Annotated in this window: 9 protein-coding genes and 1 pseudogene; 7 read left to right on the top strand and 3 right to left on the bottom strand. The window is 74.0% G+C overall.

What is annotated here, in order from left to right:
- Nucleotides 1-85 precede the first annotated feature (85 nt).
- From AB0K36_RS09440 to AB0K36_RS09425, 4 genes and pseudogenes are all read left to right on the top strand, one after another.
- A complete protein-coding gene (locus AB0K36_RS09440; RefSeq protein WP_364590592.1) occupies nucleotides 86-1,096 on the top strand; it encodes a FecCD family ABC transporter permease in 1,011 nt (336 codons plus the stop codon).
- Nucleotides 1,093-2,163 carry a FecCD family ABC transporter permease gene (locus tag AB0K36_RS09435; protein WP_364590589.1) on the top strand — a complete coding sequence of 357 codons (1,071 nt, stop codon included), beginning with the start codon at nucleotides 1,093-1,095 and terminating at the stop codon, nucleotides 2,161-2,163. Before AB0K36_RS09440 ends, AB0K36_RS09435 begins: the two co-directional genes overlap by 4 nt.
- Nucleotides 2,160-2,990 carry an ABC transporter ATP-binding protein gene (locus tag AB0K36_RS09430; protein WP_189468711.1) on the top strand — a complete coding sequence of 277 codons (831 nt, stop codon included), beginning with the start codon at nucleotides 2,160-2,162 and terminating at the stop codon, nucleotides 2,988-2,990. Before AB0K36_RS09435 ends, AB0K36_RS09430 begins: the two co-directional genes overlap by 4 nt.
- 13 nt (nucleotides 2,991-3,003) lie before the next feature.
- Nucleotides 3,004-3,989: pseudogene (locus AB0K36_RS09425) on the top strand (ABC transporter substrate-binding protein).
- Nucleotides 3,990-4,435: 446 nt separating this feature from the next.
- Here AB0K36_RS09425 and AB0K36_RS09420 read toward each other — a convergent pair.
- Nucleotides 4,436-5,500, bottom strand: coding sequence for a hypothetical protein (locus AB0K36_RS09420; RefSeq protein ID WP_364590586.1), 1,065 nt, complete (start codon nucleotides 5,498-5,500; stop codon nucleotides 4,436-4,438).
- 149 nt (nucleotides 5,501-5,649) lie between these two features.
- Here AB0K36_RS09420 and AB0K36_RS09415 point away from each other — a divergent pair, with 149 nt between their 5' ends.
- Nucleotides 5,650-8,112: a helicase-associated domain-containing protein gene (locus AB0K36_RS09415; RefSeq protein WP_364590690.1), complete on the top strand. Its 2,463-nt coding sequence runs from the start codon at nucleotides 5,650-5,652 to the stop codon at nucleotides 8,110-8,112.
- Here the strand turns inward: AB0K36_RS09415 and AB0K36_RS09410 are convergent.
- The gene (locus AB0K36_RS09410; RefSeq protein WP_364590583.1) at nucleotides 8,075-8,641 is read right to left on the bottom strand and encodes a VanZ family protein; all 567 of its coding nucleotides are present in this window, start codon (nucleotides 8,639-8,641) and stop codon (nucleotides 8,075-8,077) included. The two genes, AB0K36_RS09415 and AB0K36_RS09410, sit on opposite strands and share 38 nt — an antisense overlap.
- A gap of 107 nt (nucleotides 8,642-8,748) precedes the next feature.
- Here AB0K36_RS09410 and AB0K36_RS09405 point away from each other — a divergent pair, with 107 nt between their 5' ends.
- Nucleotides 8,749-10,404: a DNA repair helicase XPB gene (locus AB0K36_RS09405; protein ID WP_364590580.1), complete on the top strand. Its 1,656-nt coding sequence runs from the start codon at nucleotides 8,749-8,751 to the stop codon at nucleotides 10,402-10,404.
- A 438-nt stretch (nucleotides 10,405-10,842) separates the two neighbouring features.
- On the opposite strand, the gene AB0K36_RS09400 is transcribed toward AB0K36_RS09405, so the two are convergent.
- Nucleotides 10,843-11,025 (bottom strand): hypothetical protein, encoded by a 183-nt coding sequence (locus AB0K36_RS09400; protein ID WP_364590577.1) that lies wholly within the window; start codon nucleotides 11,023-11,025, stop codon nucleotides 10,843-10,845.
- A 321-nt stretch (nucleotides 11,026-11,346) separates the two neighbouring features.
- Between AB0K36_RS09400 and AB0K36_RS09395 the strand changes: the two genes are divergently transcribed.
- The gene (locus AB0K36_RS09395) at nucleotides 11,347-13,419 is read left to right on the top strand and encodes a HelD family protein (RefSeq protein ID WP_435877820.1); all 2,073 of its coding nucleotides are present in this window, start codon (nucleotides 11,347-11,349) and stop codon (nucleotides 13,417-13,419) included.
- The last annotated feature ends 118 nt before the right edge of the window (nucleotides 13,420-13,537 follow it).

The raw sequence follows: 13,537 nt of genomic DNA, 5'->3' as shown, positions 1-13,537 counted from the left end.
CCAACCCTGGCCCGGTCCTGGCGCTGCCGCGCTCCGGCCCCGGGCCGTCCTCATGCCCGACACGACCGCACCTCGATTGGTTCCCATGTCAGCCAGACGCGCGCTCGCGGCCCGCCGCATCGGGTGGACGGCCGCCGCCGTCGCGGCCCTGCTGCTCGCGGTGCTGCTCAGCCTCGCGGTGGGGGCGCGCCCGGTCGCCCCGACCGCCGTCCTGGACGCCGTGCTGAACGGCGGACACAGCCCCGACGCCGAAGTCGTACGCGAGCTCCGGGTGCCGCGGACCCTCATCGCACTGATGGTCGGCGCGGCGCTGGCCCTCGCCGGCACGGTCCTCCAGGGCATCACCCGCAACCCGATCGCCGACCCCGGCATCCTCGGCATCAGCCAGGGCGCCTCGGTCGGCGTGGTGCTGGCCATCGCCTTCGCCGGGGTGCACACGCTGAGCGGATACGTGTGGTTCGCCTTCGCGGGCGCGGCGATCGCCTCGGTCGCCGTGTACGCGATCGCCGCCCGCGGCCGCGGCGGCGCGACGCCCGTCAAACTGGCGCTCGGCGGCGCGGCGATCAACGCGCTGCTGGTCTCCGTGACGATGGGCGTGCTGACGACGAAAGCGGCGGCGCTGGACGAGTTCCGCTTCTGGCAGGTCGGCTCGGTCGCCGGCCGTGACGCCGAAGTGGTCGGCCAGATCTGGCCCTTCCTGCTCGTGGGCACCGTCCTGGTGATCTCCGTGGCCCGCGGCCTGGACGCGCTGGCGCTCGGCGAGGACATGGCGAAGGGCCTCGGCCAGAACGTCGCCACGGTACGGATCGTGGGCGGCGTCGGCGCCACCGTGCTCACCGGCGCCGGGGTGGCGGCGGCCGGCCCGATCGCGTTCATCGGCCTGGCCGTCCCCCACATCGCCCGCGCCGTCGTCGGCAGCGACCACCGGTGGGTGCTGCCGATGGCGGCGCTGATCGGCCCGGTGATGCTGCTCGTCTCCGACGTCATCGGCCGGATCGTCTTCCCGCCGGGCGAGGTCCCGGCGGGCGTGATGACGGCCCTCATCGGTGTGCCGTTCCTGGTCACCCTGGTCCGCCGCAAGGCGGTGCCGGCATGAGCGCGGAGACCGTCACCGGCCGCCGGATCCGGCCCGCCGGCTACACCCTCGTCCGCACCACCCGCGGCAGCTTCCTGCTCCACCGTCGCGCCGCCGCCGTCGCCCTCGGCCTCACCGCGGTGCTCGCCGCGGGCTGCGTGGCCTACCTGAGCGTCGGCGAGAGCTTCGTCGCCCCCGCCGAGGTGCTCAAGGTGGTCCTCGGGCAGCCCTCGCCGGACGAACTCGTCGTCGGGACACTGCGGCTGCCCCGTATGGTCCTCGGACTCCTCGTCGGCGCCGCCTTCGGCGTCGCGGGCGCACTGATCCAGACCGTCGCGCGCAACCCGCTCGCCAGCCCCGACATCATCGGCATCAGCCAGGGCGCGAGCGCGCTCACCGTGGGCGCGATGACGTTCGGCGTCACCTCGTACTCGGTGCTGCCGTACCTGTCCGTCACCGGCGGCATCGTCGCCGCCGCGCTGGTGTACGTGTTCGCCTGGCGCGGCGGGCTGCACGCCACCCGGTTCGTGCTCATCGGCATCGGCTTCGCCATCGCGCTCCGCTCGGTCACGACGCTGTTCATGACCAAGGGCGACTACCTCGTCGCCCAGCAGGCACAGATCTGGATGACCGGGTCGCTGAACGGCCGCGGCTGGGAGGAGGCCGCGCCGCTCGGCTGGACGCTGCTCGTCCTGCTGCCCGCCGTGCTGTGGGCCGCCCGCGCCCAGCGCACGGTCTCCATGGACGACGACACCGCGACCGCCCTCGGCGTACGGCTCGGCCGGGTACGGCTCGGGCTCGTGCTCCTCGGGGTCGTGCTGGCGTCGGTCGCGACCGGCGCCGCCGGGCCCGTCGACTTCGTGGCGCTGCTCGCACCGCAGATCGCCCGCCGTATGACCCGGACCGCGCAGATCCCGCTGCTGTGTTCGGCGCTGCTCGGCGCCGTGATCGTCGTTCTCGCCGACCTCGCGGCCCGCCGGATGTTCTCGCCCACGGAGCTGCCGGTGGGTGTGCTGACGGCCGCGATCGGCGCCCCCTACCTGATCTGGCTGATCGTTCGCAGCCGCACCGCTGGAGGTAAGTCGTGAGCAGGCTGACGGCGCGCGAGCTGACGCTCGCCTACGAGGACCGCACGGTCGTGCACGAACTCGACCTCGCGGTCCCCGACGGGCAGGTCACGGTCATCGTCGGCCCCAACGCCTGCGGCAAGTCGACCACCCTGCGGGCGCTGGGCCGGCTGCTGAAGCCGAAGGGCGGCGCGGTCCTCCTCGACGGAGCGGAACTGTCCGCGATCCCGACGAAGAAGATCGCCCGGTCGATCGGACTGCTGCCGCAGTCCCCGGTCGCACCGGAGGCCATCACCGTCGCCGATCTCGTGGCCCGCGGCCGCCAGCCCCACCAGCACTGGTGGCAGCAGTGGTCCCAGGAGGACGAACGAGCCGTGACGGACGCCATGGAGCGCACGGACGTCACAGCCCTCGCCGACCGGCCCGTCGACGAACTGTCGGGCGGTCAGCGGCAGCGCGTGTGGATCGCGATGGCGCTCGCGCAGGAGACGGACCTGCTGCTGCTGGACGAGCCGACGACGTTCCTCGACATCGCGCACCAGGTCGAGGTGCTCGACCTCGTACGGCAGTTGAACCACGAGCGCGGCCGCACGGTCGTCGCCGTGCTCCACGACCTCAACCAGGCCGCCCGCTACGCCGACCACCTCGTCGCCATGAAGGCCGGCCGGATCGTCGCCGAAGGCGCCCCGGCCGACATCGTCACCGCCGAGCTGGTCCGCGAGGTGTTCGGCATGGAGTCGGTCGTGGTGCCCGATCCCGTGACCGGGTCGCCGCTCGTCGTGCCGGGAGCGCCGTACTCCCCTCCGGGCCGGCCCAAGACCCCCACATCCACCGCACAGTCCGCCTGAAAGGTTCCCGTCCATGAGCAGCACGCTTCGCCGCCGCGGCCTCCTCGCCGGATCCCTCGCCCTCACCGCCGCGATGACGCTGGGCGCCTGCGGCGCGAACGACGACGCCGCCTCCTCCTCCGACTCGGCGGCCTCCGGCGGCGCCGGGGGCAAGCACACGGTGAAGACGGCCATGGGCGACGTCGAGGTCCCCGACGCGCCGAAGCGCGTCGTCGTCCTCGACACCGCCGAGCTGGACTCCGCGATCACCCTGGGCGTCAAGCCCGTCGGCGCCACCCACACCGGCACCGAGTCGGGCTTCCTGAACTACCTGCCCAAGGACAGGCTCGAAGGCATCACGGACGTCGGCGAGATGATGACCCCCAACCTGGAGGCCATCGCCGCGCTCAAGCCCGACCTGATCCTCACCAGCAAGATCCGCCACGGCGACAAGTACGCCGAGCTGAGAAGATCGCGCCGACGGTGATGACCGAGACCACCGGCGAGCCCTGGAAGGAGAACTTCCGGACCCACGCGGACGCGCTCGGCAAGAAGGCGGAGGCGGCGAAGGCCGTCGCCGCGTACGAGGCGCACGCCGGGAAGGTCACCGAGGCGCTCGGCGGCAAGGAGAAGGCGGCGGCGACCGAGGTCAACGTCGTCCGCTTCGTCGAGGGCGCGGACATCCGCATCTACGGCAAGAAGAACTACATCTCGACGATCCTCGCCGACGTCGGCCTGGGCCGCCCGGCCATCACCGACAAGGCCAAGGACGGCTTCTCCTACGACGTGAGCCCCGAGAAGATCGACCTCGCGGACGCGGAGGCCGTCTTCCACTCGACGTACGGCGACCCGGAGAAGGCGAAGCGGAAGCAGACGCTGGACAGCGCGCTGTGGAAGAGCATGAAGGCGGTCGAGAACAACAAGGTCTTCGCGGTCGACGACGAACTCTGGATCCAGGGCATCGGCTACACGGCGGCGTCCCGCATCCTGGACGAGCTCGAGGCGAACCTGACGAAGTAGCGGGCGGGGCGGGTTCCGCTGCGCGGGGCGGTTCCGCTGCGCGGGGCGGTTTCGCTGCGCGGGGCGGTTTCGCTGCGCGGAGCGTGGCCGCGGGAGCGGGGGGCGTCGGCCCCCGAGCGCTCGCCGGTGCCACGGGCGCGCTGAGCGGGGGCGGGTTCCGCTGCGCGGGGCGTTTCCCCTACCCGCCCCTTCCCGAACCGGGGCCAGCCCCGGGCCCCGTGCCGCCCTGCGGGCGGCGTACCGCGCTTCGCGCGGTGCCCTCAAACGCCGGGCGGGCTGACTTTGTCAGCCTCGCCGGCGGCGGAGGCAACTTCAGCCCCGCCGGCGATTGAGGCGCGGGGGTGCGGGGGCGGAGCCCCCGGAAACACCGCGCGCAGCGCGGTGGCGGGTCCGGGCGGAGCCCGGTTCGGGAAGGGGCGGGGTGGGGAACAGGCCCGCCGCAGGCGTCAGCGCAGGCGCCGCGAGCGCCACGCCAAGAACACCGCCGACGCCACCGCCGCCCCCCTCACCACCCACGGCCACGTCCCCGTCAGCGCGTCCCGCATCCCGTCCTCGGGAATCTCGTCGCCCCAGTGGCGGTTGATGCGGCCCCACAGCCACAGCGCACCGCCCGCCACCGCGGCACCCGGCAGGCCGAGCACGGCGAACTTGACCTCCGTGCGGGACAGCCGGCGGGAGCCGTACGCGAGGAGCCAGCCGAGGCCGAGCGCGACGAGCGAGCCGAGGACCGCGCCGGCGACGAGCAGCGCCGCGGCGAGCAGCAGCATCGGGCTGCCGAGGCCGGTCCGGGCCCCGGCGGCGGTGTCGGCGTCGGTGTCGGCGTCGGCCGCGGCCCGGCGGCGCAGCAGCCGCCTCAGCGAACGGCGCCGCCCGCGCGCCCCGGCGTCCTCGCCCTCCGAATCGTCCTCGGACTCGGACTCGGCCTCGTTCTCGTCCTCCGACGGCGGTGGCTTCAGTATCTCGGGGATCTCGACACCACCGACGAACCCGGCCACGGCGTCGCCCGGGCCGAACGGTGCCGGATCGATACGCCACCAGTCCGGCTCGGAGCCGGAGGGGCCCAGTTCGTCCATGCCGGCGAGATGCGGCGGCGACGCCGCCTCACGCGGCAAAGGCGAAGGAGTGGGCGTGGGCGCCTCCCCCGCACGCGGCCGCGGCACGCGCCGCCGCCCCCGCGGACGCGGCGGCGCGGACGCCTCCGGCTCCATGTCCCGGGCCGCCGGGGCCGCCTGACGTGACGTCGGCCGCGACTCCGCGTCCCGGGAGCCGGCCGGGGCCGCGGGGGTCGACGTCGCCGACGCCACCACTTCGTCCGGCGTGCCGAGCCGCCCGAGGATGCGGCGTACGCCCGCCGGGCTGTCCCCGCCGAACTTCGTCCGCTGCTTGTCGATCTCGGTCCGCAGCGTCGTCACGAGCCGCATACGTTCGCCGGACGGAAGCTGGGCCTGCTGGGCCAGGTCGCCGACACGGCTCAGATAGTCGTAGACGAGCTGGTCGCTCTCGATCCCCACCGACGGTTCCCCTGACGTTCCCGGTGTGCCCGGCGTTCCCCGGTGTTCCCGTGCGCAGGCCGGCGGACGCCAAGAGCCGGCCCGCCTTCCCGGGCCGTCCCGTCCCCGACGGTAGCGCTCCAGGGGCTAACGTGGGGCGGATGGGGACCATGCCCGAAGAACGCGGCGGCAGCCCGCGCACGCTCGCGGAGGCGCTGCGCGCCCGCGACGACGAGGAGCTGGCCGCGCTGTTGCGCGCCCGCCCCGATCTGCTGAGCCCGGTGCCGAACGACGTCACCCAGCTCGCCACCCGGGCCGGTACCCGCGCTTCGGTCGTACGGGCGCTGGAGCGGCTGGACCGGTTCACCCTGCAGACCGCGGAGGCGCTGGCGGTGGCGCCGGACCCGGCACCGTACGGGACCCTGCTCGCGCTGATGGGAGGCGACGACGGGGACGCGGACGTCGAGGCCGCCCTCCCCGGCGCCCTGGGGGTCCTGCGCGGCCAGGCCCTGGTGTGGGGCGACGACGACAAGCTGCGGCTGGTGCGCACGGCCCGTGAGCTGCTCGCGCCGTCGCCGACCCGTCCTTCGCCGACCGGGCTCGGCCCCACGGTGACGGAGGCGACGGCCGGGATGTCGCCCGGCCGCCTCCAGGAGATCGTGGCGGCGGCGGGCCTGCCGACGACGCACGACCCGGTGTCGGCGGTGGCGTCGCTGACCGCGCTGTTCACGGACCGGACGCGGATGGCGACGCTGCTGGACACCGCCCCGTCCGACGCCCTGGCGGTCCTGGACCGGCTGGTGTGGGGGCCTCCGTACGGGGAGGTGACGGCCGATCCCACGCCGCCCGTGCGCTGGCTGCGGGACCGCGGTCTGCTGCTGCCGGCGTCGCCGCGCACGGTGGTGCTGCCACGGGAGGTGGCGCTGCATCTGCGGGCGGGTCGAGCGCACCGGGTGCCGGAGCCGGTTCCGCCGGCCGTCACGCCGGCCGCGGAATACGGTCCACGGGCTGTGGACAACGCGGCGGCCGGGCAGGCGTACACGGCGCTGACCACGGTCGAGGACCTGCTGAAGGACTGGCACGAGGGCGGCCCGGCGGTGCTGCGCGCCGGAGGTCTGGCCGTGCGGGACCTCAAGAGGGCGGCCGCGGCGCTGGACACCAGCGAGCAGCTCGCCGCGTTCTGGATCGAACTGGCCTACGCCGCGGGGCTGCTGGCCTCCGACGGCGAGGCGGAGGAGCGGTACGCGCCGACACCGGCGTACGACGAGTGGCTCGAACTCCCGACGGCGGAGCGGTGGGGTGAACTGGCCGTCGCCTGGTTGACGGCGACGCGTACGCCGGGCCTCGTCGGCAGCCAGGACGCCAAGGGCCGCACGCTCTCCGTCCTCGGCCCGGACCTGGACCGCTCGGCCGCCGTGGAGGTGCGCCGGCGCGTCCTGGAACTGGCGGCGGAGCTTCCGCACGGCACCGCCCCCGCCCCCGAGTCGCTGCTGTCCCGGCTTCGCTGGGAGCGGCCGCTCCGCGGCGAAGCGGCGGGCTCCACCAAGGACCTGCGGGCACGCGTCGCGGCATGGACCCTCTCGGAGGCGGAGCTGCTCGGCGTGACGGGCCGCGGAGCGCTGTCCACGCACGGCCGCGCCCTGCTCGGCGGGGAAGGGCCCGGTGCCGGCGGCACGCTCGCCGACCGGCGCGCCCGGGCCGTCAAGTCCCTCACGCCGCTCCTGCCGGAGCCGCTCGACCACGTCCTGCTCCAGGCCGACCTCACGGCGGTCGCCCCGGGGCCCCTCGACCGTCCCCTCGCGGAGACGCTCGCCGTCCTCGCCGAGATCGAGTCCAAGGGCGGGGCCACCGTCTACCGCTTCACGCCCGGCTCCGTACGACGGGCTCTCGACGCCGGCATGGCCGCCTCCGACGTGCACACGTTCCTGGCCACGCACTCCCGCACACCCGTGCCGCAGCCGCTCAGCTACCTCGTCGACGACGTCGCCCGCCGCCACGGCCATCTGCGGATCGGCGCCGCCTCCGCCTACGTGCGCTGCGACGACGACGCCGTCCTCGGCGAGATCCTCGCCGACAAGCGGTCCCAGGGCCTCGGGCTGCGCCGCCTGGCGCCGACCGTGCTCGCCGCCCAGAGCGATCCGCGGACCCTGCTCGAGGGCCTGCGCGCGATGGGCTACGCGCCGGCCGCCGAGTCCACGGAGGGCGATGTGGTGATCACCCGCGCCCATGCCCGCCGTACCCCGCCGCGCACCCCGCCCGCCCCCGTACCGGAAGGGCCGCCCGTACCGGACAGCACGCTGCTCGGCGCGGCCGTGAAGGCGATCAGGGCCGGTGACATGGCGGCCAGCGTCGTACGGAAGCCGGCCGCCGAGGAGGGCCGGCCGCCGGCCGGTGAACTGCCCCGCACCTCGTCGGCGGAGACCCTGGCCACCGTCCAGGCCGCCGCGCTCACCGGTTCGGCGGTGTGGATCGGTTACGTCAACGCGGAGGGCGCCGCCAGCCAGCGCGTGATCGCGCCGGTCCGCGTGGAGGGCGGCTTCGTGACGGCGTTCGACCACACCGCGGACGAGGTGAGGACGTATCCGCTGCACCGCATCACCGGCGTGGCGGAACTGGCCGACGACGCCCTTTGAGCCGCCCGGTGAGAAGCCCGGAACGTCCGGTCGCGGGCTCTGCGGGCTCCGCCTCGCCGCGCCGCCGGCGCCAGGCACGGCCCAGCCTGCGACCGAGCAGGACGTAACCGATCAGCGCGCCCGTGGTGTTGAGGATCACATCGTCCACGTCGAAGGCCCGGCCGGCGACGATCGCGCCCTGCGCCAGCTCCACCAGGGCCATCACCACGACCGTGAGCACGATCACCCGCAGCAACCGCAGCGACCGGGGCACCAGCACCGGCAGCAGCACGCCGAAGGGCACGCCGAGCAGCAGATTGCCGCCGGCCTGCTTGGCGGCCGCCAGGAACGTGTAGTCCTCCGCGTACTGCCGCAGCGACGCTCCGGGACGCATGTTCGCCGTCGCGACGCCCTCGGAGGCGTGCGACGGCGTGAGCGTCAGCCGCGCCAGGACGGCGGAGAACAGGACCAGGGCGGCGAAGGCGCAGACGATCAGACCTGCGCGGAGGAGGGTTCTGCCCCACTCGCGGGGCGGGTCATCTGTGGTCATGACAACCCGGCTACCCGCGCGCTCCCCGGACAGGCCCGCGATGCGGGACACTGGATGTTTGGCCGTGTCCCGGACGGACGGACCGGCCCGACCGAAAGGGTGTGGCGTTGAACGGACCGCTGATCGTCCAGAGCGACAAGACGCTCCTGCTCGAGGTGGACCACGAGCAGGCGGACGCCTGCCGTCGCGCCATCGCGCCCTTCGCCGAACTGGAGCGCGCGCCGGAGCACATCCACACCTACCGGGTCACTCCGCTGGGCCTGTGGAACGCCAGGGCCGCGGGCCACGACGCCGAGCAGGTGGTCGACGCGCTGGTCGAGTTCTCCCGCTACCCGGTGCCGCACGCACTCCTCGTCGACGTGGCGGAGACCATGGCCCGCTACGGCCGGCTCACCCTGTCCAAGCACCCCACCCACGGGCTCGTCCTCACCTCCACCGACCGGCCGGTGCTCGAGGAGATCCTGCGGTCGAAGAAGGTCCAGCCCCTGGTCGGTGCCCGCATCGACCCGGACACGGTCGCCGTGCACCCCTCGGAGCGCGGCCAGATCAAGCAGACGCTGCTGAAGCTCGGCTGGCCGGCCGAGGACCTCGCGGGCTACGTCGACGGCGAGGCGCACGCCATCGAGCTCGACGAGTCGGGCTGGGCGCTCCGCCCGTACCAGAAGCAGGCCGTCGAGGGCTTCTGGCACGGCGGCTCCGGCGTGGTCGTCCTCCCCTGCGGCGCGGGCAAGACCCTCGTCGGCGCGGGCGCGATGGCCCAGGCGAAGGCCACCACGCTGATCCTGGTCACCAACACCGTCTCGGCCCGCCAGTGGAAGCACGAGCTGGTGAAGCGCACGTCGCTGACCGAGGACGAGATCGGCGAGTACAGCGGCACGAGGAAGGAGATCCGCCCGGTCACCATCGCCACCTACCAGGTGCTGACGACCAAGCGGAAGGGCATCTACCCCCACCTGGAGCTCTTCGACTCCCGCGACTGGGGCCTGATCCTCTACGACGAGGTGCATCTGCTGCCCGCGCCGGTGTTCAAGTTCACCGCCGACCTCCAGGCCCGCCGCCGGCTCGGCCTCACGGCCACGCTGGTGCGCGAGGACGGCCGGGAGTCGGACGTCTTCTCCCTCATCGGCCCCAAGCGTTTCGACGCGCCGTGGAAGGAGATCGAGGCCCAGGGCTACATCGCCCCCGCGGACTGCGTGGAGGTCCGGGTCAACCTGACCGACTCCGAGCGGCTGGCCTACGCGACGGCGGAGCAGGAGGAGAAGTACCGCTTCTGCGCGACGACCGCGACGAAGCGCAGGGTGACCGAGCAGCTGGTGCGCAAGCACGCCGGTCAGCAGACCCTCGTCATCGGCCAGTACATCGACCAGCTCGACGAGCTCGGTGAGCACCTGAACGCGCCGGTCATCAAGGGCGAGACGCCGAACACCCAGCGCGAGAAGCTCTTCGACGCGTTCCGCAACGGCGAGATCAGCGTGCTGGTGGTGTCCAAGGTCGCGAACTTCTCGATCGACCTGCCGGAGGCGACGATCGCCATCCAGGTGTCGGGGACGTTCGGCTCCCGGCAGGAGGAGGCCCAGCGCCTCGGCCGGGTGCTGCGACCGAAGGCGGACGGCCACAAGGCGCACTTCTACTCGGTGGTGGCGAGGGACACGATCGACCAGGACTTCGCGGCACACCGCCAGCGGTTCCTGGCCGAACAGGGCTACGCGTACCGGATCATGGACGCGGACGACTTGCTGACGGGCGAGGACCCGGTGCGCTGACGTCGGGGGCGCGTACCCGCTGCGCGGGGCCGTTCCCCTACCCTCCCCCTACGGCCTGGCGGCCGTGGGGGGACCCCCACTTCCCGACCCGGGGCAAGCCCCGGACCCTGTGCCGCCCTGCGGGCGGCGTACCGCGCTCCGCGCGGGGCCCTCAATCTCCCCCTACGGCCTGGCGGCCGTGGGAGGTGCCCCCAGGCGGGCTGAAATGCCGCTGCGCGGCATCCAGCCAGGCCGGCGGCCGAGGCCACTTCAGCCCCGCCGGCGTTTGAGGCGCGGGGGTCCGGGGGCGGAGCCCCCGAAACACCGCGCGCAGCGCGGTGCCGGGCCCGGGCGGAGCCCCCACGCGGCGGAGCCGCACATCGGTACAGCGGGAAGGGGCGGGGTGGGGAAACGCCCCGCGCAGCGGCCCCAGGCACAGACCCCACGCCGCCACCCCGCTCAGCGGCGCCGGACGCCGGCCTCCTCCGCGTACTCGCCGAGGACGGCGACGCTGAAGACGGCACCCGCGAAGACCCTGACCGCGCGCAGCGCGTTGCCGACGCGATGGTGCCGGTCGTCTCCGGCACCGCTCGCGGCGGCTCCGTGGCGGGTGGTTCCCGGGGTGAGGATCGCTGTGGTCATGAGTCCATGGTGCTGCGCGTCACCCGTCCGGAGCATCGGGCTGCGGGGTGAACCGGAAGGCACTCCCCGTACTACTCCAGACAGAGCGCGTCCCCTACGGGAATGACCCCGCCGCCCCTACGGCCGGGAACAGTTCGCCGTCGCACCCCCTGGAAAAACCGTTCGCGCCCCTTCGGCCGCCCCACTAGAATCGCGGGCTTGCCCCTGGTCGCCTGTCCGCTGCCCGGGGCCTTCCCCGCCTCCCCCGAGGAGAGCCGCCGCCCGGACGGAAACCGGCCGGTCCGCCATGTCGTGATCACGCAGCTCAGCCGGAGGCAACTCGTGCCCGCGCACGCCCCTGTACCCGACGTATCGACCTCCACCGTGGCCATCGACGGGGACGACCCGCTCTCCCGCGAGCGGGCCCACCTCGCCGCGTCGCGGTCCGCCCTGCGCGCGATGCGCGAGGACGTCCAGTCCCTCGACATCAAGGACGTCACCGCGAACTGGGTCAACGCCGCCGTCCTCCAGTCGCAGATCGAGGACCGCATCAAGGCGCTCGCCGACCTGTCCCACACCCCGCTCTTCTTCGGCCGCCTCGACTACCTGCCCACCACGCAGGAGGGCCGCCGCTTCTACATCGGCCGCCGCCACGTCCACGACGCCGGGGGCGACCCGATGGTGATCGACTGGCGTGCGCCGGTCTCGCAGCCCTTCTACCGGGCCTCCCGCAAGGACCCGCAGGACGTCGGCCTGCGCCGGCGCTTCGGCTACACCGGCGGGGACCTGACGGCGTACGAGGACGAGCACCTCACCGACCCGTCGGAGACCGAGCAGACCTCCAGGCTCCTCCAGGCGGAGATCGAGCGGCCGCGCGTCGGCCCCATGCGGGACATCGTCGCGACGATCCAGCCCGAGCAGGACGAGATCGTGCGCAGCGGCCTGTCGGGCACGGTGTGCGTGCAGGGCGGGCCGGGCACCGGGAAGACGGCCGTCGGCCTGCACCGTGTCGCGTACCTGCTCTACGCGCACCGGGAGCGCCTGGCGCGCACCGGCACCCTGGTCATCGGGCCGAACCGTTCCTTCCTCCACTACATCGAGCAGGTGCTGCCCGCCCTCGGCGAGCTCGAGGTCAAGCAGGCCACGGTCGACGACCTGGTCGGGCACGTGGAGGTCAGCGGCCGGGACACCGCGGCGGCGGCCGTCGTCAAGGGCGACGCCAGGATGGCGCAGGTCCTGCGGCGCGCGGTCCGTTCGCACGTCACGATGCCGACCGAGCCGGTGGTCGTGGTCCGCGGATCACGGCGCTGGCGGATCCCGGCGTACGAACTCGAGGAGATCGTCCGCGAGTTGCTCGACCGCGACATCCGCTACGGCGCCGCCCGCGACGCCCTCCCCCAGCGGATCGCGCACACCGTGCTGGTCCGCATGGAAGAGGCGGGGGAGGCGCCCGACGACCGGGTCCAGGACGCGGTCGCCCGCAACCCCGCCGTCAAGGCGGCGGTCAAGGCGATCTGGCCGCCGGTCGACCCGGCGAAGCTCGTGCTGCGGCTGCTCTCCGACGCGGAGTTCCTCGCCGCGCACGCGGAGGGCGTCCTGACCCCCGAGGAGCAGGCGACGATCCTGCTGCCGAAGCCCGCGCGCAGCGTGCGGTCCGCGAAGTGGTCGGCGGCGGACGCGGTGCTGATCGACGAGGTGACGGACCTGGTGCAGCGCACCCAGTCGCTGGGCCATGTCGTCCTCGACGAGGCGCAGGACCTGTCCCCGATGCAGTACCGGGCGGTGGGCCGCCGCTGCTCCACGGGTTCGGCGACGGTCCTCGGCGACCTGGCCCAGGGCACGACGCCCTGGGCGACCGCGTCGTGGGCGGAGGCGCTGTCCCACCTCGGCAAACCCGAAGCGGTCGTCGAGGAGCTGACCGCGGGCTTCCGCGTCCCCCGCGAGGTGATCGCCTACGCGTCGCGGCTGCTCCCGCACATGTCCCCCGGGCTCGCGCCGGTCTCCTCGGTCCGCGAGTCCCCCGGTTCCCTCGAGGTCCGCGCGGTCGCGGACGTCGCGGACCTCGACGCGGCGGTCGTCGCGGCGTGCGCGGAATCCCTCCGCAACGAGGGCTCCATCGGCCTGATCGCGGCGGACTCCCGTGTCCCCGCGCTCTCCGCCGCGCTGGCCGCGGCGGGCCTCCCTTACCTCTCCCCCGGCGAGGAGACCTCCGCGGAGGCGCGTCTCACCCTCGTCCCGGCGTCGCTGGCGAAGGGCCTGGAGTACGACTACGTGGTCCTCGACGAACCGGCGTCGGTCATCAGCGACGAGCCGGACCTCCGCACGGGCCTGCGCCGGCTGTACGTCTCCCTGACCCGCGCGGTCTCCGGCCTCACGATCCTCCACGCGGCCCCGCTCCCGCCCCAGCTGACCTGACCACCGCCGGGCGGCTGCGCCACGCGCCGCCGGGGTCCGGGACCACCCGGCCGCGCCGCCGCACGAGACCGGACCTCCCGCGCCCGCGACCGGATACCGACCGCATCCACATCCCGCC

The organism is Streptomyces kurssanovii, assembly GCF_040677245.1.
GTDB lineage: Bacteria > Actinomycetota > Actinomycetes > Streptomycetales > Streptomycetaceae > Streptomyces > Streptomyces kurssanovii.
This window is presented reverse-complemented; position numbering and strand designations above follow the sequence as displayed.